The sequence below is a fragment of the endosymbiont of unidentified scaly snail isolate Monju genome (assembly GCF_000801295.1).
Lineage (GTDB): Bacteria > Pseudomonadota > Gammaproteobacteria > Chromatiales > Chromatiaceae > MONJU.
In genome coordinates this window covers 618,101-640,462 of record NZ_AP012978.1, presented here as the reverse complement: position 1 = coordinate 640,462, position 22,362 = coordinate 618,101, and the positions used below count along the sequence as shown (strand labels likewise).

Sequence of the window (22,362 nt, the reverse complement as noted above, 5' to 3'; positions counted from 1 at the left end):
ATGACACTGATCCGCGAAGACGATCTCATCCAGAGCATCCACGATGCCCTGCAATACATCTCGTACTTCCACCCGCGAGACTTCGTACGTGCGGTGGCCGCGGCCTGGGAGCGCGAACAGTCGCCTGCGGCAAAGGACGCACTGGAACAGATCCTCACCAACTCGCGCATGAGCGCCGAGGGTCGCCGGCCGATCTGCCAGGACACCGGCGTGGTGGTGGTCTTCCTCAAGATCGGCATGAATGTGCGCTTCGACAGCAACCGCTCCCTGCAGGAGATGATCGACGAGGGCGTGCACCGCGCCTATACCGATCCGATCAACCCACTGCGTGCGTCCATGGTCGATCCACCGATCGGAGAGCGTCGCAACACCGGCGACAACACCCCGGCTATCGTCCACACCGAGCTGGTACCCGGCGACCGCTTCGAGATCGCCATCGCCGCCAAGGGAGGCGGCTCGGAGAACAAGGCCCGTTTTACCACCCTCAACCCCAGCGACGACCTGGTCGAGTGGGTCGTGCGCACCCTGCCGGGCATGGGAGCGGGCTGGTGCCCGCCGGGCGTCCTCGGCATCGGCATCGGAGGCACCCCCGAGAAGGCCCTGCTGATGGCCAAGGAGGCCCTGCTCTCGCCCATCGACATCCACGAGCTGCAACAGCGCGGCCCGTCCAATCCCATCGAAGAACTGCGCCTGAAGATCCACGAGCGGGTCAACACGCTGGGCATCGGCGCCCAGGGGCTGGGCGGCCTCACCACGGTGCTCGACGTCAAGATCCTCAGCTACCCCACCCATGCCGCCTCGCTACCTGTGGGCATGATCCCCAACTGCGCGGCCACCCGGCACCTCGAGTTCGAACTGGACGGCACCGGACCCGCCACCTTCGAACCGCCCTCGCTGGACGACTGGCCCGATATCCACTGGGCGCCCGGACCCGAGGCACGGCGGGTGAACCTCGACACCCTGACCCGCGAGGAGATCGCCTCCTGGCAAGTCGGCGATCGCCTGCTGCTGTCCGGCCGCCTGCTCACCGGGCGTGACGCCGCGCACAAACGCATCCAGCAACTGCTGGAATCGGGCCAGGGCCTGCCCGAGGGCGTGGACTTCACCAACCGACTGATCTACTACGTCGGCCCGGTCGATCCGGTCGGCGACGAGGTGGTGGGACCGGCCGGCCCCACCACGGCCACGCGCATGGACAAGTTCACCGAGTTGATGCTTGGCCAGACCGGCCTGCTGGGCATGATCGGCAAGGCCGAACGCGGCCCCGAGACGATCGAGTCCATCCGCCGCCACAAGGCCGCCTACCTGATCGCAGTCGGCGGCGCCGCCTACCTGGTCTCGCAGGCAGTCAAGAAGGCCCGGGTGGTCGCCTTCGAAGATCTGGGGATGGAGGCCATCTACGAGTTCGAGGTACAGGACATGCCGGTCACCGTGGCGGTGGACAGCCACGGCGAGTCGGTGCACCAGCGTGGGCCGGCCGAATGGTCGATGCGTATCGCCGAGCTCAGGCACACCCTGCACCAGAACCGCTGAGCGATCCAGCGGTTTCCCCAGGCCCGCCGGGTTGATGCGCGCGCCGGGCGGCTCCAGAATCGCCTTCCCGAATACCGACTGGAGCCGCCGCCATGCGCATGCAGGAGAGAATCGAACAGGCCCTGAAAGATGCCTTCGCGCCACTGCACCTCGAGGTGCTCGACGAGAGCCACATGCACAATGTGCCTGAAGATGCGCAATCGCACTTCAAGGTGACCCTGGTTGCCGAGGCCTTTGCCGGCCAGTCGCTGATCCAGCGTCACCGCGCGGTCAACCAGGTCCTTGCCGGAGAGATCATGGACGCCATCCACGCCCTGGCCCTGCACACCATGACGCCCGAGGAATGGTTTGCAAAAGGCGGACAGTTGTCCGATTCGCCCCCCTGTCTGGGAGGCGGAAAGTCATGATCCTGCGCGCGATCCGCTGGGTGCTCGGCCAGCTCATCCTGTTCGGCGACTGGCTCACCCGTCCGAAGCCACCTCAACGCACACCTGAAGAACAGGCCGCCATCGACGCACAGACCGCGAACCTGGCGCTCTACCAGTTCCGGCTCTGCCCCTTCTGCGTCAAGGTACGCCGCACCATCCACCGGCTCGGCCTGAACATCGCGTTGCGCGACGCCCTGAACGACCCGCAATACCAGGCAGAACTGATCGAACAGGGCGGCCAGCACAAGGTGCCCTGCCTGCGCATCGAGGAAGACGGCAAGACCCGCTGGCTGTATGAATCCAGCGATATCGTCGCCTGGCTGGAAGAACGGTTCGGCAAGGCCTGAGGCCGCCCGCAAGAACGGCGTTCCCGCCGCGAACCTTCGACCCGGGGACGGGCCTCCTACAGGGCAGGAGCGGCGCCCCCGCCGCAAACATTCGGCCCGGGGTGGGCCCTCTTCAGTGCTCCTCGCTACCGTCCACGCCGTGGGCATGGCCGTGCGCCAGCTCCTCTGCCGTGGCCTCGCGCACCGCGACCACCTTCAGTTCGAAACGCAGGTCCTTGCCGGCCAGTTCGTGATTGCCGTCGACAGTGACCCATTCGTCGTCCACTGCCGTGACAGTGACCACCATGGGCGTGCCATCCGGCAACTGGGTCTGGAAACGCATGCCAGGCTCGATGTGATCCACGCCCGGGAAATTGGCACGTGGCGCCTTGTCCACCAGGCCCGGATCATGCTCACCAAAGGCCTGCTCGGGGGTCAGTTCAACCATCAGCTCGTCGCCTATGGCATGGCCGTCCAGCGCGGCCTCGAGCGCCGGCAGCAGTTGTTCCGCACCGTGCAGATACACCAGGGGGCCGTTGCTGTCGGACGAATCGATCAGTTCACCAGCCTTGTCGAACAGCCGGAAATCGGCCGCTACCACGCAATTCTTCGCAATATTCACACAATGTTCCTCGAAGGGTTAAAGAAGGCCGGGAACAGGTCGCTATATCCGGCAGCCCCGATCACCTGTCTGGAGATGGAACCCAATGAAACGTCTGTTTGCCCCTGCCGAGGCCATTATCGGGCGTCTTTCTTACTCTGGCAAAATCCTTCTGACTGTGGTCATGTTTCTCATCCCGGTCGGTTACCTGTTGTGGCTGGATTTCTCCCATGCCCAGGAAGCCCTGCATCGCATGCATCGCGAGCAGCAGGGACTGCAATACCTGCAGGTGGCTCGCAAGGTGTTCGGTCTGATTCCGCAGCACCGGGGGCTCTCGCAGGGAGCCCTGCACGGCGACAAGGATTCCCGGGCAAGACAGAACGCCAAGCGACTCGCCATCGATTCGGCGATGAAGACCTGGCTGGCCCTGGATGCGCAGGCTGGCGCAACACTGGCAACTGGTGATCGCGCCCGACAGATCGCCCAGGCCTGGCGCGCCCTGCTCGAACAGCAGGCAAATGAAACACCGGCCCGGTCCTTCGAACGTCACACCGCGATCATCATGGATCTGCATGCCCTGATGATCCACGTCAACGACGAGTCGGGCCTGAGCACCGACCCGGCGCTGGGTTTCGCCCTGCTCACCCGGGGGATCGCCGAGGATCTGTTGCTGAGCACCGAATACGCGGGGCGCGTACGTGGCCTGGGTACCGGAGTGGCGGCCCGGGGGGGATTCACCCCCGAGACCTACACCCGCTTGAGCAACCAGGTCAGCACCCTGGAGCATCACCTCGACGTCCTGGAGCGCAAGCTCACACATGCCCGCGCCAAGAATCCTGCGCTGTACCAGTCGATCACGCGGCCCATGCAGTCCGCCACCGAGGCGCTTGCGGACTATGCCCGTTTCGTTCGTGAGCGCCTGCTGACCCCCGAGCAGGTGCAGACCGCGCCTGGCGAGGTCTTCGATACCGGCACTGCCGCCATCGAGAAGGCCTTTGCCGCCTTCGATCAGGCAGCACAGGTCCTGGTACAGGATCTGGCACAGCGGACCGTGGCAGCCGAACGCGAGATCCTCGGTGCCGCGGTCATCGCCGCCTTCTCCCTGTTGCTGATGGGCTGGTTCGGTGGCGGTTTCTACCTCAATATCATGCAGACCATCCGCCACATCCGCGAAGGCGCCAGCCAGGTCGCAGCAGGTGATCTCTCGGCCCGCGTGGCCATCCCCACCCGCGACGAAATGGTCGAGGTACAGGACGCCATCAACCACATGGCCGAGTCGGTCAACAGCCTCGTAGCCGGGATGGTACAGGCGGGCGATGCCGTTTCCGATGCCTCGGGACGCATCGCGGCGATCACCGAGCAGACGCGCGAGGCGATGAATCAGCAACAGTTGCAGGTCAGCCAGGTGGCCACCGCCATCAACGAAATGGCCGCCACGGTGCAGGAAATCGCCCGCAGCTCGGCACAGACCGCCGAGGCGACCAGCGAGGCTCACGAGCTGGTCGGCCGGGGACGTGAGATCGTGCTGCACAACGCCCAGGCCATCGAATCACTGGCCAACGAGGTGGAGCATGCCGCCGGCGTGGTAGGCGAGGTGGAGGCCGGCAGCGTGGAAATCGGCACCGTCCTGGAGGTCATTCGCTCGATCGCCGAGCAGACCAACCTGCTGGCACTGAACGCTGCCATCGAGGCTGCACGCGCCGGCGAACAGGGTCGCGGCTTCGCGGTCGTCGCCGACGAGGTACGCACCCTCGCCTCGCGCACCCAGCAATCGACCGAAGAGATCCACAACATGATCGAGCGCCTGCAGAACGGTACCCGTCAGGCGGTCGAAGTGATGCAGGCCAGCAAGGAAAAGGCCCGCGCCGGCGTGGCCGAGGCACACCGCACCAACGAGGCGCTGGACGCCATCAGCCAGGCCATCGAACGCATCAACGACATGAGCAGCCAGATCGCCACCGCTGCCGAGGAGCAGAGCGTGGCTACCGAAGAGATCAACCAGACCATGGTGCAGATCAACGATTCCTCGCACGCCACCTACCGGCTGGCCGAGGAGGTCTCGGCAGCCAGCGAGGGCCTGGACGAGTCGGCGGCACGCCTGCGCGAGGCCTCCTCGCGGTTCCGCCTGTACGGCTGACCCCGCACACCGGCGCGCCGCGCTGGGTTAGCGCTGGGTTACTGAGACAACCCGAAGTAAAGCGGCACTCAGCGGGTCTCAGGGCTTTCAGCCACAAGGCGCACAGGCAGCAGGCATGGCCATTCCATGTCAAGCCAGCGCAACACCGTGGATGGACGCCCTGAGGCCCGCCCACGGAGAGCGCTCTGAGCGTTGCTTTACTTCGGGTTGTCTCAGTAAGATCGGCGCCTCTCCCGCACTCGGAAGGCTGTCGCATGATTCCAGCCCAGACCCTCGGCGCGCTCGCCGGGATACACGAACGCCTCATCCAGCTCGTCGAGACCCTGCCCGCTCGCGATGTGAACCGTCGCTTCCACCCACGGCTGCCGGCCGCCGGCTGGCTGCTGGGACGCGCCGTGTACCTGGAGACCCACCTGCTGCGCGGACACCTGTTCGACGACCACGACCTGAGCGACCGGGTGCGCCATTTCTTTGCACACGACGTGGTGCCCGACGATGCCCTGTTCGCACAACTGCCGCCCCAGGATCACCTGCTCAACTGGGCGCTGGAGATCTTCGATCACCACATGACCCTGCTGGCCAACCCTCGCTTCCTGCCGGAACACCCCCTGCTCGAAGGCGGCTGGCTGCCCGCCTGGCTGGTACAGCGCCACGCCTTGATCTACGAAGCCCTGCTGGCAGTGACCCAGGCGCGCACCCTGCACGGGGAGCACGATGACCACGCAGTCACCCAGCCATTGCGGGCCCACCGACCGGCAGCGGACAGCCAGCGCGTCGACCAGGGCCATTACCGCATCGGCGCCCGCGAGGGCGTGATCACCGATTGCGAGCAGCCGGTGCAGGTGGTCGAACTGCACGCCTTCCGTATCCAGAAGCGGCCGGTGAGCAATGCCGAATTCCTGGCCTTCATCAAAGCGGGCGGCTACGAGAACACCGACTGGTGGGATGCCGCCGGACAGGACTGGCTGGCACGGCACGAACGCACCGCGCCCTGGCACTGGCGACGCGATGCCCAGGGACTCTGGTACGGCGTGGGCATCAAGGGACCGGCCGACCTGACACCGGATGAGCCGGTCACCGGCATCAACGTCCACGAGGCGCGCGCCTTCGCCGCCTGGGCCTCGGCGCAGATCGAAGAACTGGAGGGGGCGGTGCTGCAACACGAGTACCAGTGGGAGACCGCGGCCCGGCTGGGCCTGCTGGAAGACACCGGGCGGGCCCGCGAATGGTGCGCCAACCCCTTCGAGGCCTACGATGCCTACCAGGCGCCAGAAGACCCCGAACTGGCCACCCCGGGACTGGACGCGGGTTGGAACGTGCAGCGTGGCGCCTCGCTGCACAGCCAGCCGGCGGTGCGGCGCGCCAGCTTCCGCATCGGCGTGCCCGCCGACACAGAGACCGGCTTCGCCGGCCTGCGCCTGGTGCTGCCGCCGGGGCCGGCGTTCTGGGAATACTGAGGCAACCCTAAGTAAAGCGACACTCAGCGGGTCTCAGGGCGTTCACCCACAAGGCGCACAGGCAGCAGGCATGGCCATTCCATGTCAAGCCAGCGCAACACCGTGGATGGGCGCCCAGAGGCCCGCCCACGGAGAGCGCTCTGAGCGTTGCTTTACAGTAATCAGGTAAAGCGCATCGACAGATCGACCGCGTGCACGTCCTTGGTCAGGGCACCCACCGAGATGTCGTCCACCCCGGTCTCGGCGATGGCGCGCACAGTCTCCAGGTCGACCCCGCCCGAGGCCTCCAGGCGGGCACGCCCGGCATTCAGACGCACGGCCTCGCGCAGGGCAGGCAGGTCAAAGTTGTCGAGCAGCACCCGCTTCGCGCCCTGCGCCAGCGCCTCCTCGAGCTGCGCCAGGTCCTCGACCTCGATCTCGATCTCCACCGGCCGCCCCAGGTCCTCGCAAATGCGCTGCGCGGCGGCCAGCGCGCCCGCAATGGATCCGGCTGCCGCGATGTGGTTCTCCTTGATGAGAATGGCGTCGAACAGGCCGATGCGATGGTTGCTGGCACCACCGCAACGCACTGCGTATTTCTGGGCCAGACGTAATCCGGGAACCGTCTTTCGGGTATCCAGGATACGCGCGCCGGTGCCGGCCACGGCCTGCACATAGCGCGCCGCCAAGGTGGCTGTGCCCGACAGGGTCTGCAGAAAGTTGAGCGCGGTACGTTCGGCGGTGAGCAGGCTGCGCGCCGGCCCTTGCAGGCGACACAGGGGCCGATCGGGCGTCAACGCTTCGCCGTCCGCAACGGCCCATTCCGCACGGCAGGCAGGATCGACCTGGCGCAGCACCTCGTCCAGCCAGTCGCGGCCGCACAGCACCGCCGGCTCTCGTGCGATCACCGTGGCCTGCGCCTGCACCGTCGCGGGCACGAGCTGCGCCGTCAGGTCGCCCTCGCCCAGGTCCTCGCGCAAGGCCTGCCGCACCTGGCGGGCAATCTCCGCGGCATCCGGTTTCATCAGAGGATGTCGAGCAGTTCCACTTCGAATACCAGGGTGGCATTCGGCGGGATCACCCCGCCCGCCCCCTGCGGCCCATAGCCCAGGTGCGGCGGAATCACCAGCCGGCGCCTGCCGCCCACCTTCATCCCGGCCACGCCCTCGTCCCAGCCACGGATCACCATGCCGCGTCCCAGCGCGAACCGGAAAGGCCCGTTGCGATCGACACTGGAATCGAACTTGGTACCGTCTTCCAGCCAGCCGGTGTAATGCACCGAGACCCGCTGCCCCGGTTCGGCCACCGCGCCCTCACCCTCGACCAGATCTTCGTACTTCAGGCCACTGTCACTGATCTTCTCGCTCATGCGTATCTCCCACGAAAAAATGCCGACCAGGGTCCTGGTCGGCATTTACATTGTAACGAAGGCGCGGGATCAGTGGGTGGGTGGCACCGGTTCGGTGCGCTTGAGCACCTCGAGCATGGCATTGAGGGCACGATCCATCAGCGGCGTATTCAGGTCCTCGAGCTTGCGCGCCCGGCCCTCACGCAGCATCGCGGCCAGCTCCTCGCACCCCAGTTCCGCCAGCTTCATGCCACGGCGATCGACGAATACGCAATTGCCGGTGAGCTGGCTGCGCCAGGACAGCTTGCCGCGCAACTCGCGACCCGACTCATCGGTCCATTCCAGCCAGACGCCTGGCATCAACGCCTGGGCCATCCGCAGGAACTCGTCGGGCGGCGGGGACGGCGGTTCCTCGGCCATCACATCCTGCGGCGCCGGTTCAGTTTGGACAAGATCCCCGCTCCGCTCGTTGCTCGCGGTGGTCTTCCGTGCATCTTCCGGGGGGGCGACCGGCTTGCCGGCCTCTTCGCTGATCCAGTTTCCCCTCAGAGCAGCGATGTGGCAGGCCTGCAGCGCCTTGAACAGGCGTCCCGCCTTGTGCGGATCGAAGGAAATATTGTTCAGTCCCTCACGCAGGCCACTCAAGAGCTCGGGAATGGCCTTGAGCAGACGCTGGCGTTCGGTCGGTTCGTGCTTGGGCTGCACGCTCCAGACCAGTCGCCCGGCCAACTCCACGGCCTGTCGCCATTGCTCGCCGTCCTCCCCCTCGCGCAACAGCGCCAGCAACATGACATCACGCCAGCCCTCGGTGAGCAGGCGTTCGACCACCTCGGGCACACGGCATTCGGGGGGCGCACAATCATCGAGAAGTCGCCGGATCTCCTGGGCAACCCGCACGCGCGCCTGATGCAGCTGCTCCTGTCCTTCGCGGGCCTGGGTCAGGCGTTGCTCGGCGATCCGCGCGTGCTTCTGCTCGCGTTCGAGCCAGCCTTCGAATTCCTCGTTGACCTGCTCGAAGATGCCGATATCGTCATCGAAGTCACTGAGAATGCGCAACACCGCCGATTCGATGCGACCATAGGGGCTGGTCACCGAACGGTCCCCGTCATCGGTCCAGGCCAGACCGGCACGTGCCAGGTTGTTGAGCAATCGCCGGGCTGGATGCCGTGCATCACTGAAGAAACGACGGTCGCGCAATCCCACCTTGAGCAACGGGATCTGCAGACGACCCAGCAGGGCCTTCATGGGCTCAGGCAGGTTCTCGTCGCCCAGTATGAAATCGAACAGCAGCTCCATGACATCGAGCATGCTGCGGTCACCTTCACCCAGCCGCTTCATCGGCCGCTCGGGTGAGCCGACATCCAGTTCGCGGCCGAGACTCTGCATCAACTCGTCTTGCAGCTCGCGCAGGCTGGCCAGGTCAGGCGGCACCGTGTTCAGCGTATAGCGCTGTATCTCGTCGAGCGCACCCAGCAGCTCGCTGGTCGGTATCTGTGGCAACTGGGGCGTGCTGTCGGCACGCGCATACCAGGGAATGCGATCTTCGGCACGCCGCCGCTCGCTCAACATCTGGCCGAGCATATTCAGCATTTCGGGATCGAAACCGGCATCGCCTGCCTCACCCCTCTGTTTGGAGTTCGCATGCCGCACCGAGGGAGCCACCGGGTTACGGCGTACGCGCTGCGAGATGCGTGGCAGGATATCGTTCTCGACCAGGATGTCGTTCAGTTCGTCATAGATGCCACCGACATAGGCCATGACGTAACGATACGAACAGTTTATAGACGATCAGGCGAACGTCGGTTTCGCTCTGCCAGCCGGACAAGGCCTCGGAAAAACCTTCGGCCAGCGCCTTCGGCCCCACGGGATTGCTGGCGACATCGAATTCCTCTACCCGGTGAATGGCCGCAAAACGCTTGTTCAGTGCAAACAGGGTCCGGTGATAGCGGTTCTCCGCCTTGGAGACCAACGAGGCGATCGCCAGCTCCTCTTCCAGCACATCTTCTTCGACCAGCGACAATTCATCCTCGGTCAGGGAAGAGGCGTACTCCTCGGTCTTTTCGGCGCGAGGCGGTGCGGCATCCCAGAAACGTTCAAAGGCCGCCAGGCGTCCCTGCACGAAACGCTGCTCGATACCGCTCCGGTGTTTGCGCAGCTCGCGCATGGCATCGAAATAACGCGTCTGCAGCAGATCACTGGCCGATTTGTCGGCCATGGCATACAGCTCGTCGTCCAGGCGGTCGAAAAGGTCCTGCACCAGCCGCGGCAGCGTCTTCTGCAGGTAGTCCTGCATGGAACGTACTGCACGGCGACAGCGTTCGCCGACCAGCCGATTTCTGGCCTGATCTGCCGATTTCTCGAATGAGATCACATTATCGTTTGCCATGATTCCAAGCCTTGTGTCTTTCTCTATGGAGAAACCCATCCATGACCTTCCCCACCGCCCTGAACAGTAGTCCCAAGGCGTTCATCCCAATGTGAATTCCTTCACGTTAAGAGGGAAAGAGGCCACCAGCCGGCCGAACGACGTGAATTCCCTCACATGCACCGGGGGCTCCCCTTCCTGATGGCGCCCATGCGTCGAGACCGTGACACACGCGTCGTCCGACTCCTATCATGCACGGAATGTTCCCGAAGATGAGCCAGTTCGACCTGCACCACCGGATCGCTGAGGATCCGGCCCCCACCCTGGTGTTCTTCACCAGCCCGGCCTGTGCCGCCTGCCGTCACCTGAAACTGGTGCTGCGCGAGGTCCAGGCCCGACACCCGGACTGGCGAATCTACGAGATCGATGCCGAACAGGAAGGCGGCCTGGTGCGCGAATTCGAGGTCTTCCACCTGCCGGCACTGTTCCTGTTCTCGGATGGCAACTACCATCGCGCCCTGGACTGCGAGGCGCGCGTCGAGGCCATCGAGCGCGCAATCGAGGAGGCGCTGCAACTGCCGCCCGAGGAGGCGCCATGAACGACGGCATCTGGCTGCCCGGGGTGCGCCGCCTCCCCTCGCCCAACTGCGACGAGCGTCCGCCCGGCAGTACCGTGGACCTGCTGGTGATCCACAACATCAGCCTGCCGCCGGGGGAGTTCGGCGGCCCCTGGATCGAGGACCTGTTCCTCAACCGCCTCGACCCGCACGCCCATCCGTATTTCGCGGAGATCGCCACCCTGCGCGTCTCGGCCCACCTGCTGATCCGACGCGACGGCAGCAGCTGCCAGTTCGTGCCCCTGGAGCGGCGCGCCTGGCAGGCCGGCGTGTCCTGCTTTGCCGGTCGCGAACGCTGCAACGACTTCTCCATCGGCATCGAGCTGGAAGGGACCGACGAACTGCCCTACACCGACGCCCAGTACGAGCAGCTGGCAACGCTCACACAACAGATCCGCACCCACTACCCGGCCATCGTCCCGCAGCGCATCACCGGGCATGCCGACATCGCCCCCGGTCGCAAGACCGACCCGGGACCGGCCTTCGACTGGGAACGCTACCGGAGCCTGCTGGCATGAGAGGTGTGTGGCTGGTGCTGTCGTGCTGGCTGGCGGCACAGGCGATGGCCGGCCCGCGGGTGGTATCGCTGGCACCGCACACGACCGAGCTGGTGATCGCCGCCGGCGGGGCCGACCTGCTGGTGGGAGCCGTGCCGGCCGACAGACCGCTGCCTCGCCGGGTGGCGCCATTGCACAGCTATGGCGGCATCGATCGGGAACGCCTGCTGGCATTGCGACCCGATCTGATCGTGATCTGGACCTCGGGCACCCACCCGGCCGACCTGGCCTGGCTACGCTCCCTGGACGTCCGCCTCTACGCCAGCGAACCGGCAGGCCTGGACGATATCGCCGGGGACATCCGCGCCCTCGGACGACTGCTGGGCACCCGCGAGACGGCCGAGGCGGCGGCCACGAGATTCCTGGCGGCAGTGAACACGCCCTGTGCCACCCTGCCGCCCCGGAAGGTCTATATCGAGATCTGGCCGCACCCCCCCCTGAGCCTGGGAGGGCGTCACTGGCTGAACGATGTCTTGCGCCACCTGGGACTGCACAACACCTTTGCCGAGGTGGAGCGCGCGGTCTTCACGCCCGACCCGGAGACCCTGCTGCTGCGCGCGCACCTTCCGCACCTGGTGTTGCGCGACATCCCTCCGGCCCCCGGCCGACTCGGCAGCGCCCTGCTGGCACGTCCCGGGCCACGCCTGGCCGAGGCCCTGCCCGCCCTGTGCCGCCAGCGCCTCAACGCGGAATGATGCCACGCTCCCGCAACAGCTCGAGCACCCGCGCCACGTTGTGTTCCACGCTGTCCTCGCCGGTATTGCAGCGCAGCTCGGGATTGACAGGTGGTTCGTAGGGAGAGGAAATGCCGGTGAAATCGGGGATCTCGCCGGCACGCGCGCGCCGGTACAGGCCCTTGGGGTCGCGTGATTCACAGACCTCGATGCTGGCATCACAGAAGATCTCGATGAAGTCCCGGTGCGGGAACAGGCTGCGTACCCGCTCACGGTCGCGACGCAACGGCGAGATGAAGGCGGTGAGCACGATGGTGCCGGCCTCGGTCATCAACTTGGCCACCTCGCCGATACGGCGCAGGTTTTCGGCACGATCCTCCAGACTGAACCCCAGGTCGGAACAGAGCCCGTGGCGTACGTTGTCGCCATCGAGCACATAGGTGTTGCAGCCCAGTTCGTGCAGTTCCTTTTCCACCGCGTGCGCCAGCGTGGACTTGCCCGAGGCCGACAGGCCGGTGAACCAGAGCACCACCGACTTGTGATTGTTGCGCCGCTCACGATCGGCGCGGCTGACAGCGGCCTTGTGCCAGACCACGTTGGACGATTTCCGGCCCATTGTCGTTCCTCCTTGACCCGCGCAGAATCGCGTCAGGCGGTCTCTCGTTTCTCGCCGTCACCAGCGACATTGGCTACACAGCGGCCGCACAAGCCGGGGTGATCCGGGTCCGCGCCCACATCAGGCCGATGGTGCCAGCATCGTACGCACTTGGCATGTTCGCTGGCGCGTGCCTGCACGAACAGTCCCTCGACGTCGGTCGCCACCGCCTCCGGCGGACGCTGATCCAACGGCAGCACCCTCGCCTCGGAGGTGATGAGCACGAAACGCAACTCCTCGCCCAGACGTTCGAGCTGTCCGTACAAGGAGTCATTGCAGTACAGATCCACCTCGGCATCCAGTGAAGAGCCGATCTCCCCGGCCTTGCGCATCGCCTCGAGCGGCTTGGAGACTGCCGAACGCACCGCCATCACCTGCTGCCAGAAGATACGCTGCGCCTCGGCATCGGTCATCTCGCGCAGTCCCTCGTGCCAGGTGACCATGAACACCGATGCTTCACGTTCGCCCGGCAGGTATTCCCAGGCCTCGTCGGCAGTGAAGCTCATGATCGGCGCCAGCCAGCGTACCATGGCCTCGGCGATGTGGTACATGGCGGTCTGACAGGAACGCCGCCCCCGACTGTCGGCCGGCATGGTGTACTGGCGGTCCTTGATGATATCGAGATAGAAACTGCCCATCTCGGCCACGCAGAAGTTGAGCACCTTCTGGTAGACCAGGTGGAAGTTGTAGTCGGCATAGGCCTGGCGGATCTCTTCCTGTAGCTGCCAGGCACGGTCGACCGCCCACTGGTCCAGCGGCAGCAGATCCGCAGGTTCCACCTGGTCTGCCGCGGGATCGAAACCATTGAGATTGGCGAGCAGGAAGCGCAGGGTATTGCGCATGCGCCGGTAGGCATCGGCAGTGCGCTTGAGGATCTCCTTGGAGACGGTCATCTCCGAGCGATAATCGGTGGCCGCCACCCACAGGCGGATGATGTCTGCGCCCAGGGTCTTGAGAATCTCCTGCGGGCTGATGACGTTGCCCAGCGACTTGGACATCTTGCGCCCCTGGGCATCCACCGTGAAGCCATGGGTCAGGCAGGCGCGATAAGGCGCGGCATCGAACATCGCCACCGAGGTCAGCAGGGACGACTGGAACCAGCCGCGATGCTGGTCGGAGCCCTCCAGGTACAGGTCGGCAGGACGTGCCAGCTCGGTGCGCCGGTCGAGTACGCAGGCATGGGTCACGCCGGAGTCGAACCACACGTCCAGGGTGTCGGTGACCTTTTCGTACTGGTCGGCCTCCTCGCCCAGCAGGTCCCCCGCCTGCAGATCGAACCAGGCCTGGATGCCCTCGCGTTCGATGCGCCGGGCGACCTCCTCGGTGAGCCGCTCGGTGTCGGGATGCAGCTCGCCGGTCTCGCGGTGCACGAAGAAGGCGATGGGCACCCCCCAGGTGCGCTGACGCGAGATGCACCAGTCAGGCCGGTTCTCGACCATGCCACGGATACGCGCGCGGCCCCAGTCGGGCAGCCATTCCACCTGCTCGATCTGTGTCAGCGCGGTCTTGCGCAACCCGGCCTGCTCCATGCCGATGAACCACTGCGGGGTGGCGCGGAAGATGATCGGCGTCTTGTGCCGCCAGCAGCAGGGATAGCTGTGGATGAGCTTCCCGGCATGCACCAGCATCCCGCGATCGCGCAGGATGTCGATCACCTTTTCATTGGCCTTGAACACGTGCTCGCCGGCCAGCAGCTCGGTCCCCTCCACGTAGACGCCGTTGCCGGCCACCGGGTTGTCCACCGGCAGGCCGTAGCGCTGACCGACCACGAAGTCCTCCACGCCATGCCCGGGCGCGGTGTGCACCGCACCGGTACCGGCATCCAGGGTGACGTGTTCGCCGAGGACCACCGGCACCTCGCGATCATAGAAGGGGTGACGCAGCTTCAGGTGCTCGAGCACCGCGCCGCGCACCACGCCCAGCACCTCGGCCTCCTCCCGCCCCCAGCGGGCCAGTGCGGACTCGCGCATGCCCTCGGCGATCAGCAGACGCTCGTCACCGGCCTGCAGCAGCACATAGTCCAGGTCGGCGTTCAGCGCCACCGCCTGGTTGGCCGGCAGGGTCCAGGGGGTGGTGGTCCAGATCACCACCGAGACCGGGCCACGACCGGGCGCGGCTTCGGGCAGTCGCGAGAGCAGGTCCTCGACATCGACCACCGGGAAACGCACGTCGATGGCCCAGGATTCCTTGTCCTTGTATTCGACCTCGGCCTCGGCCAGTGCCGAGCCGCAATCGATGCACCAGTGCACCGGCTTGGCGCCCTGCACGATGTGACCGCGCGCGGCGATACGCCCCAGGGCGCGCACGATGTCGGCCTCCTGGACAAAGTTCATGGTGAGGTAAGGATTCTCCCAATCACCCAGCACTCCCAGGCGCTTGAAGTCCACGCGCTGGCGCTCGATCTGCTTCATGGCGTAATCCCGGCAGGCCTGGCGGAACTCGGCCGCGCTCACCTTGCGCCCCGGCTTGCCGACCTTCTTCTCGACCTGCAGCTCGATCGGCAGGCCGTGGCAGTCCCAACCCGGCACATAGGGGGCATCGTAACCGTCGAGCGTGCGGCTCTTGACGATCATGTCCTTGAGCAGCTTGTTCACCGCGTGCCCGATGTGGATGTCGCCGTTGGCATAGGGCGGTCCGTCATGCAGTACGAACTTCGGGCGCCCCTCGCAGGCACGGCGAATGCGCTGATACAGGCCCTCGCTCTCCCATTTGGCCAGCCGCTCGGGCTCGCGCTGGGCCAGGTTGGCCTTCATGGGAAATGCGGTCTTGGGGAGGTTCAGGGTGTCTTTGTAGTCACTCACGGTCATGCCCGGTTGGTGATGCAGGAGGAGGAGTCGCCGGCCAGCAGTTCGCGTGCGCGTTGCGCATCCTGAGCGATCTGCACACGCAGCTGGTCGAACGAGTCGAATTTCTTCTCGTCGCGGATACGTTCGATGAAATGTACGGTGACCCGCTCGCCATAGACCTCGCGGTCGAAATCGAACAGGTGCACCTCAAGCAGGAAGCGGTCATCGCCTTCCAAGGTGGGCCGGTTGCCGACATTGGCCACGCCGGGCAGCAGATCATCACCGAGCCCCGCGACGCGCACCGCGAACACCCCGCGCACTGGGCTGCGCTGCCTCGCCAGCCCCACGTTCAGCGTCGGAAAACCGATGGTGCGCCCACGCTTGTGGCCGTGCGCCACCCGACCACTGACCGTGTAGTCCCGCCCCAGGCAACAGCGCACGGTAGCCAGGTCTCCGGCCGCCAGCGCCTCGCGGATACGCGTACTGCTGATCCGGCCGTCGCCGTCGCTGACCGTCTCCAGGCTCTCCACGGCAAAGCCATGGTGCTCGCCCGCCGCTGCCAGCAACGCGAAATCGCCGGCGCGCCGGTGACCGAAGCGGAAGTCGTCACCAACATACAGGTGCCGCACGCCCAGCGCATCCACCAGGTAGTCCTGGATGAAATCCTCGGCCGACAACAGCGCCAGGTCCTGGTCGAAGCGCAACAGCAACACGCGATCGATGCCGGCAGTGCGGATGTGCTCAAGCTTCTCGCGAGTGCGCATCAGGCGCGCCGGCGCCTCCTCGGGCCGGAAATACTCCAGCGGATGCGGCTCGAAGGTGATCACCAGCGAAGGCAGCGCGTACTCAGCGGCGCGCGCACGCAAGGCCTCGAACACCGCCTGGTGACCTCGGTGCACACCATCGAAATTGCCGATGGTCGCCACGCAGCCCCGGTGAACATCGCGCAGATTGTGTTGCCCGCGAATGAGTTGCACACCCGTTCCGATTCTCGAAAACAAGCGTCGGATTATATCGGAAAGCCTCTTGCCGGCGGCATCGGTAAACGGCAGGCAACAAAAAAGCCTGCTCCCTTCCCTGGGGCAGGCAGCACCGCCGGTTGCACGATCCGTCCCTGACAAGGGCTTCCCTGCGCCGGCGATCCCTTGCCGGCCTTCATCCTTGCAGCGGCAAGTGCGTTATCGGCCGCGCCCGCTTTCCACACATCGGCAAATGGCGACAAATCGTGTAGGAATCATCTGACATCGGCCCGGCCGCGCAGGGCATCGATCAGCAACAGGATCACGCCCAGGGTAATGGCACTGTCCGCCAGGTTGAACGAAGGAAAATAGTGTTCCTCCCAGTGCCACTGCAGAAAATCCACCACCCGGCCATGCACCAGACGATCGACCAGGTTGCCCAGCGCACCACCGAGCACCAGTGACAATCCCCAGGCCTCGAGCCGCCGCTCCGGCGGCAGGCGCCACAACCACACCACCAGCAGCACGGAGATCATCAGCGCCAGCCCGACGAACAGGTAGTGCTGCCAGCCCCCCGCATCGGCCAGGAAACTGAAAGCCGCCCCCCGATTGTAGACCAGGGTCAGATTGAACACCGGCCAGACGGTGAGCACCTCGTATTCACGAAAATGCCCGAGAATCCAGTATTTACTGCCCTGGTCGATCAGCGCCACCGCCAGCGCCAGCCACAGGAAACGTCTCATCCCGCCCTCCTAGTTACTACGGCGCAGGTGCGCCGGACGCAGGCCGCTGGCGAACAGCAGGCCGAAATAGGCCAGCGCCCCCGCAGGCACCCACAGCAACAGGTCGAACGCGCGTTGCGTGCGCGTGGCGGCCAGCCAGTCAGCCGGATCGCCAGCCCCGAAATGCAACACCAGGACCATCAGCAGGCAGGCCAGGCTCACCCGGCCCAGCAACCGCCCCCAACCCGCCGCGGGACGGAACCAGCCCTTGCGATGCAGGCCACGCCCCAGCAGGGCGGCATTCAACCAGGCCGACAGGCTGGTGGCCAGCGCCAGACCGGCATGCTGCAGGGGAAATATCAGGATCAGGTTGAACACCATGTTCACGAGCATGGCGATCACGCCGATGCGCACCGGGCTGCGCGTGTCCTGGTGGGCATACCAGGCCGGCGCCAGCACCTTGATCAGGATGAAGGCCGGCAGTCCCACCGCGTAGGCCATGAGGCTGCGCCGCGCCATCAACACGTCCTCGCCAGAAAAGGCTTCCGACTGGAACAGGGTGCTGATCACGGGACCGGCCAGCACCGCCAGTCCCACCGCCGCGGGCACCCCGAACAGCACCGCCATGCGCAGCCCCCAGTCGAGCGTGCGGTCGAACTCGGCCGGCGACTGCTCGGCCCGTTCGCGTGACAGGCGCGGCAGCAGCACCGTGCCCAGGGCCACGCCGAGCACGCCCAGGGGAAACTCCATCAGGCGATCCGAGTAATACAGCCAGGAGATGCTGCCGGTGACCAGGGTGGAGGCCAGCACCGTGTCCAGCAACAGGTTGATCTGGGTGACCGACACGGCGAACAAGGCCGGCAGCATCAGCCTGAGAATGCGCCGCACCCCCGGATGATCGAAGCCCGGACGCGGCCGCGGCAACAGGTCGAGCCGCGCGAGGAAGGGCAACTGGAACACGAACTGGGTGACACCGGCGATCAGCCCCCCCCAGGCCAGGGCGACCACGGGCTGATCCATCAGCGGCGAGAGCCACAGGGCGCACCCGATCAGCGAGAGATTCAGCAGCACCGGGGTGAAGGCGGGCACCGCGAAGCGGTTCCAGGCGTTCATGATGCCGCCGGCAAAGGCGGTCAAGGAAATGAAGAACAGGTAGGGAAAGGTGAGGCGCAGCATGTCGGCGGCCAGGGCCAGCTTCTCGTGCTGCTCGCCCATCACCCAGCCAAAGGCAAACAGCCCCACCACCAGGGGCGCGGCCAGCACCCCGACGGCAGACACCCCCAGCAGCACCAATCCCAGGCTGCCGGCCACGTGGTCGATGAAATCGCGCAGCTCGCGCGCGTCACCGCGCGCCCGATACTCGGTGAGTACCGGCACGAAAGCCGTGGCAAAGGCCCCTTCGGCGAACAGGCGACGCAGGAAATTGGGAATCTTGAAGGCGACGAAAAAGGCGTCGGTCAGGGCATTGGCCCCGAACAGGTGCGCGAGCACCAGGTCGCGCAGGAAACCCAGGATGCGCGACGCCAGGGTAAACACACCAACGGTGGACAGGGAACGAAACAAGGACAGCGGCCCGGCCTCCAGCAGGGTCTGGGAAGTAGCGCATTATAGGAAGCGCCGCGCCGCGACGACAGCAGCGGGAAGCTGTGCTTGACAAGTCGCGCGGTGGTCCACATAATTCGCCGTCTTTTTACGAAGCCCAACAAATTCAGGAGCACTGAAGTGGCCAATTCTCCTCAAGCACGCAAGCGCGCCCGCCAGGCAGAGAAGCGTCGTCGGCACAACGCCAGCCGCCGCAGCATGATGCGCACCGAGCTCAAGAAGGTGATCAAGGCGATCGCTGCCGGTGACAAGAGCGCCGCGGAAGAGGCCTACAAGCAGGCGGTGCCGATCCTGGATCGTCTGGCCTGCAAGGGCCTGATCCACAAGAACAAGGCCGCGCGCCACAAGAGCCGTCTCAACGCCCAGATCAAGGCGCTCTGAACTGGCCCTGCCAGGACGTACGAAAACCGGCTGCGGCCGGTTTTTTCATGCCCGCCCCCTGCCGCCACCGGTTCACGCCAATCGAGCTGTCGGCAGGGCGCGAGATGGCGGCGATCTCGCCTCGACTGCCTGCGATCGTAGCCTTCCAGGCAGCAGCCCACCAACAGGACGGCGCCCGCCTCGTCCGGTTCCCGCTCGTGTGCCGGGCATTGGCGATGCCACGCCATATCGGCACGTGCGATGCGCGCTACCCGGGCCAGGGACTCCCTCCTTCTCGCATCCACCCTTTCCTGCCTGCAATGTGCAGAACGGATCACGGGCCATGCTGAACGCCGCTTCGCTGGTTCGTGACCCTGGAGAGCCCCCGGACTCTTCAAAAAGCTAAAGAAACGCCGGCCGGGGTCGCCAGATAAGCATGTCACCCTTCCACTGCACTCGAGGAACCATGGCATGACCCGGTTATCCCGCCTGAACCTGAAACAACAACTGGTAGCCATCGTGCTCATGCTGGTGATCACCGCCAGTGCCACCATCGCCCTGATCCTGTCCTCTGAACATCGACTGACCAGCCAGATGGACACCCTGCTCGACCACGATGTGGTGGTCATGGACAAGGCCCACCAGCTCAACCTGGCGGTGGTACAGGTGCAGCAATGGCTGACCGACATCAGCGCCACCCGAGGGAAAGATGGTCTCAACGACGGTTTCGACGAGGCCGAGGCCCAGGCACGACGCTTCCGCGAACTGCTGAGCGAGCTGCAACAGATCGACCCGACCGGCCGTGACGACTACGGGCGCATGCTGCCGGCCTTCGAGTCCTACTACGCGGCGGGAAAACGCATGGCCACCGCCTATGTGGAAGGTGGCCCCGATGCCGGAAACGCCCTGATGGGCGAGTTCGACGCCGCTGCCGAGAGGCTCTCGGGCGAGATTCAGCCCTTCCTGCAGAAGGCAAGGGAACAGGTCGCCATCCAGTCACAACTGAACAAGTCGCTATCGGGCAACCTGTTGCTCTACACCAGCATCGGTTCGATAAACTTTGCGCTGGTGGTGGCACTCATGGCCTGGCTGTTCCGCAACATCTTCCGCACCATCGGGCACGATCCAGGCGAGCTGGAGCGGATCGCCGCCTCGATCGCGGCCGGTGACCTCGATACCCGTTACACGGGGGAAGAACAGGCCGGTGGCCTGTACCGCGCCCTGCTGGAGATGCGCAACGCGCTGCGCGAACAGATGGTGCGCATGAAGCAGCAACTCACCGAGAACGGGCGCATGCGCTCGGCACTGGACAACGCCGATGTCGCCATCACCGTCTCCGACGAGGACAACATCCTGATCTACATGAACAACGCCGCGCGCCGCCTGTTCGAGGCCCTGGCACCGACCATCTCCCGTACACATCCCGGTTTCCGGGTGGACAAGCTGATCGGCGGCCGCCTGCGCGATTACTTCGACGACGAGAATGCCATCGCCGCCTTCAGCCGACCACTGCAGGAGACCATCCGCATCGACACCCTCCTGGGCGATCGGCACATCCGCTTTGTCGCCAGCCCCGTGTACGACAAGCAGCAGACCTACCTGGGCCGGGTCACCCAATGGACCGACCGCACCGAGGAGGTCGAGCAGGCACGCCTCGAAGCCGAGCGGCTGGAGCAGGAACGCCGCGAGGCCGAGGAGAACGCCCGCATCCGTGCCGCCCTGGACAAGGTCGGCAGCGCGGTGATGGTGGCCGATGCCGACTACAACATCATCTATCTGAACGAGGCCCTTGAACGCCTGTTCAAGGAGGCTGAACCGACACTGCGCGAGGTGCTGCCCAACTTCGACGCCTCGACCCTGCGCGGCACCAACATGGACCTGTTCCACAAGGATCGCCGCCATCAGCGCGCATTGCTGGACAATGCGAAAGGCACGGTCAGCCGCGAGATCGAAGTCGCCGGGCTGACCCTCAAAATCGTTGCCAACCCGGTATTCGACGAGAACGGCCAGCGCCTGGGCACCGCGGTGGAATGGACCAACCGTACCGAGGAGGTCGCGGTGGAGCGCGAGATCGACGGCATCGTCGCCGCCGCGCGCCGCGGCGAACTCGACCGCCGCATCTCGCTGGAAGGCAAGGAGGGCTTCTTCCGACAACTGGCGGTGGGCATGAACGAGCTGCTCGAGGAGATCGAGACCGGCTTCAGCGACATCGCCCGGGTGATGCGGCGCATGGCCGAAGGCGATCTGACCGAGACCATCACCCGCGACTACGCCGGCACTTTCGGCCAGGTGAAGGAAGACGTCAACAAGACCATCGCCAATATCGAAGGCATCGTGCGCCAGCTGCGCGAATCGGCCGACAGCATCTCCACCGCCTCGGCCGAAATCACCGCCGGCAACACCAACCTTTCGGCACGCACCGAGCAGCAGGCGTCTGCCCTGGAGGAAACCGCCTCCAGCATGGAAGAATTGACCTCCACGGTACGCAACAACGCCGACAACGCCCGCCAGGCCGACCAGGTCGCTGGCAACGCCAGCCAGCTTGCCACCCGCGGCGGCGAGGTCGTCAGTCGCGCGGTCGGCGCCATGCGCGAGATCAACGAGTCCAGCGCGAAGATCGCCGAGATCATCGGCGTGATCGACGAGATCGCCTTCCAGACCAACCTGCTGGCACTCAATGCCTCGGTGGAGGCTGCACGCGCTGGCGAACAAGGCCGAGGCTTCGCTGTGGTCGCCACCGAGGTGCGCAACCTGGCCTCCCGTTCCGCCGAGGCTGCCAAGGAGATCAAGGAGCTGATCCAGGACTCGGTCTCCAAGGTACAGGTCGGCAGCGAGTTGGTGGACGAATCCGGCAACACCCTCGAGGAGATCGTCGTCGCGGTCAAGAAGGTCGGCGATATCATCGCCGAGATCGCCGCGGCCTCTGCCGAGCAATCGGCCGGCATCGAGCAGGTCAACCGCGCCGTCACCTCGATGGACGAGGTGACCCAGCAAAACGCGGCACTGGCCGAGCAGACCTCGGCCGCCTCGGCTCAACTCAACGAGAAAGCACGGGAACTGGAGCGGCTGGTCGGCTTCTTCAGCCTCAATGGCATGGAGTCCCCGGTGCAGGAACAGCCGGCCGCCCCGGCACCGAAGGCCGCACCGAAGGCCACACCGATGCCGCCCTCCAGACCCGCCCCCGCGCTGCAACCGGCAGCCAGACCGGCAGTGGCAGTCGCCGAGGACAACGAGGAAGAGTGGGAAGAGTTCTGAT

General features: G+C 65.5%; 20 protein-coding genes. 10 read left to right on the top strand and 10 right to left on the bottom strand.

Annotation, left to right across the window (positions count from 1 at the left end; translation table 11 throughout):
• From EBS_RS03025 to EBS_RS03015, 3 genes are all read left to right on the top strand, one after another.
• Nucleotides 1-1,533: a fumarate hydratase gene (locus tag EBS_RS03025; protein ID WP_043107253.1), complete on the top strand. Its 1,533-nt coding sequence runs from the start codon at nucleotides 1-3 to the stop codon at nucleotides 1,531-1,533.
• Between the two features lie 92 nt (nucleotides 1,534-1,625).
• A complete protein-coding gene (locus EBS_RS03020) occupies nucleotides 1,626-1,940 on the top strand; it encodes a BolA family protein (RefSeq protein ID WP_043107252.1) in 315 nt (104 codons plus the stop codon).
• Nucleotides 1,937-2,308, top strand: coding sequence for a glutaredoxin (locus tag EBS_RS03015; RefSeq protein ID WP_043107250.1), 372 nt, complete (start codon nucleotides 1,937-1,939; stop codon nucleotides 2,306-2,308). Before EBS_RS03020 ends, EBS_RS03015 begins: the two co-directional genes overlap by 4 nt.
• Before the next feature lie 112 nt (nucleotides 2,309-2,420).
• Here the strand turns inward: EBS_RS03015 and EBS_RS03010 are convergent, their stop codons facing one another.
• Nucleotides 2,421-2,909, bottom strand: a complete 489-nt coding sequence (locus EBS_RS03010) for an FKBP-type peptidyl-prolyl cis-trans isomerase (RefSeq protein WP_043107249.1) — start codon at nucleotides 2,907-2,909, stop codon at nucleotides 2,421-2,423.
• A 163-nt stretch (nucleotides 2,910-3,072) separates the two neighbouring features.
• Between EBS_RS03010 and EBS_RS03005 the strand changes: the two genes are divergently transcribed.
• Both EBS_RS03005 and EBS_RS03000 read left to right on the top strand, forming a co-directional pair.
• Nucleotides 3,073-5,025, top strand: coding sequence for a methyl-accepting chemotaxis protein (locus EBS_RS03005; protein WP_052199239.1), 1,953 nt, complete (start codon nucleotides 3,073-3,075; stop codon nucleotides 5,023-5,025).
• Between the two features lie 254 nt (nucleotides 5,026-5,279).
• Nucleotides 5,280-6,482: an SUMF1/EgtB/PvdO family nonheme iron enzyme gene (locus EBS_RS03000; protein ID WP_043107247.1), complete on the top strand. Its 1,203-nt coding sequence runs from the start codon at nucleotides 5,280-5,282 to the stop codon at nucleotides 6,480-6,482.
• Between the two features lie 161 nt (nucleotides 6,483-6,643).
• Here EBS_RS03000 and nadC read toward each other — a convergent pair whose 3' ends face one another.
• The 4 genes from nadC to EBS_RS14740 form a co-directional block, all read right to left on the bottom strand.
• On the bottom strand, nucleotides 6,644-7,486 hold the full coding sequence (nadC, locus tag EBS_RS02995; RefSeq protein ID WP_043107246.1) for a carboxylating nicotinate-nucleotide diphosphorylase: 843 nt from the start codon (nucleotides 7,484-7,486) through the stop codon (nucleotides 6,644-6,646).
• Nucleotides 7,486-7,830, bottom strand: a complete 345-nt coding sequence (locus tag EBS_RS02990; protein WP_043107244.1) for an FKBP-type peptidyl-prolyl cis-trans isomerase — start codon at nucleotides 7,828-7,830, stop codon at nucleotides 7,486-7,488. The genes nadC and EBS_RS02990 overlap by 1 nt, the downstream gene beginning before the upstream one ends.
• A 69-nt stretch (nucleotides 7,831-7,899) precedes the next feature.
• Nucleotides 7,900-9,567 (bottom strand): DUF1631 family protein, encoded by a 1,668-nt coding sequence (locus EBS_RS02985; protein WP_043107243.1) that lies wholly within the window; start codon nucleotides 9,565-9,567, stop codon nucleotides 7,900-7,902.
• Nucleotides 9,542-10,195 (bottom strand): DUF1631 family protein, encoded by a 654-nt coding sequence (locus tag EBS_RS14740; RefSeq protein WP_043107242.1) that lies wholly within the window; start codon nucleotides 10,193-10,195, stop codon nucleotides 9,542-9,544. Before EBS_RS14740 ends, EBS_RS02985 begins: the two co-directional genes overlap by 26 nt.
• 251 nt (nucleotides 10,196-10,446) lie before the next feature.
• Between EBS_RS14740 and EBS_RS02975 the strand changes: the two genes are divergently transcribed.
• The 3 genes from EBS_RS02975 to EBS_RS02965 are packed head-to-tail and all read left to right on the top strand — an operon-like array spanning nucleotide 10,447 to nucleotide 12,043.
• A complete protein-coding gene (locus tag EBS_RS02975; protein ID WP_052199597.1) occupies nucleotides 10,447-10,773 on the top strand; it encodes a thioredoxin family protein in 327 nt (108 codons plus the stop codon).
• Entirely contained in the window at nucleotides 10,770-11,309 is a 540-nt protein-coding gene (gene ampD / locus EBS_RS02970) for a 1,6-anhydro-N-acetylmuramyl-L-alanine amidase AmpD (protein ID WP_052199238.1), read from the top strand. The genes EBS_RS02975 and ampD overlap by 4 nt, the downstream gene beginning before the upstream one ends.
• Complete coding sequence (locus tag EBS_RS02965) at nucleotides 11,306-12,043, top strand: helical backbone metal receptor (RefSeq protein WP_052199237.1); 738 nt, start codon at nucleotides 11,306-11,308, stop codon at nucleotides 12,041-12,043. The genes ampD and EBS_RS02965 overlap by 4 nt, the downstream gene beginning before the upstream one ends.
• Here the strand turns inward: EBS_RS02965 and cysC are convergent.
• The 5 genes from cysC to murJ form a co-directional block, all read right to left on the bottom strand.
• A complete protein-coding gene (gene cysC / locus EBS_RS02960) occupies nucleotides 12,030-12,638 on the bottom strand; it encodes an adenylyl-sulfate kinase (RefSeq protein WP_043107238.1) in 609 nt (202 codons plus the stop codon). The two genes, EBS_RS02965 and cysC, sit on opposite strands and share 14 nt — an antisense overlap.
• Nucleotides 12,639-12,670: 32 nt before the next feature.
• Complete coding sequence (ileS, locus tag EBS_RS02955; protein WP_043109127.1) at nucleotides 12,671-15,478, bottom strand: isoleucine--tRNA ligase; 2,808 nt, start codon at nucleotides 15,476-15,478, stop codon at nucleotides 12,671-12,673.
• Between the two features lie 2 nt (nucleotides 15,479-15,480).
• Nucleotides 15,481-16,440, bottom strand: coding sequence for a bifunctional riboflavin kinase/FAD synthetase (gene ribF, locus EBS_RS02950; RefSeq protein ID WP_043107237.1), 960 nt, complete (start codon nucleotides 16,438-16,440; stop codon nucleotides 15,481-15,483).
• A gap of 257 nt (nucleotides 16,441-16,697) precedes the next feature.
• Nucleotides 16,698-17,165, bottom strand: coding sequence for a signal peptidase II (gene lspA, locus EBS_RS02945; RefSeq protein WP_043107236.1), 468 nt, complete (start codon nucleotides 17,163-17,165; stop codon nucleotides 16,698-16,700).
• 9 nt (nucleotides 17,166-17,174) lie between these two features.
• Complete coding sequence (gene murJ / locus EBS_RS02940; protein WP_231892836.1) at nucleotides 17,175-18,707, bottom strand: murein biosynthesis integral membrane protein MurJ; 1,533 nt, start codon at nucleotides 18,705-18,707, stop codon at nucleotides 17,175-17,177.
• A 159-nt stretch (nucleotides 18,708-18,866) separates the two neighbouring features.
• On the opposite strand from murJ, the gene rpsT reads away from it, so the two are divergent.
• A complete protein-coding gene (rpsT, locus tag EBS_RS02935; RefSeq protein WP_043107235.1) occupies nucleotides 18,867-19,127 on the top strand; it encodes a 30S ribosomal protein S20 in 261 nt (86 codons plus the stop codon).
• A 450-nt stretch (nucleotides 19,128-19,577) separates the two neighbouring features.
• Nucleotides 19,578-22,361, top strand: coding sequence for a methyl-accepting chemotaxis protein (locus EBS_RS14735; protein WP_052199236.1), 2,784 nt, complete (start codon nucleotides 19,578-19,580; stop codon nucleotides 22,359-22,361).
• The last annotated feature ends 1 nt before the right edge of the window (nucleotide 22,362 follow it).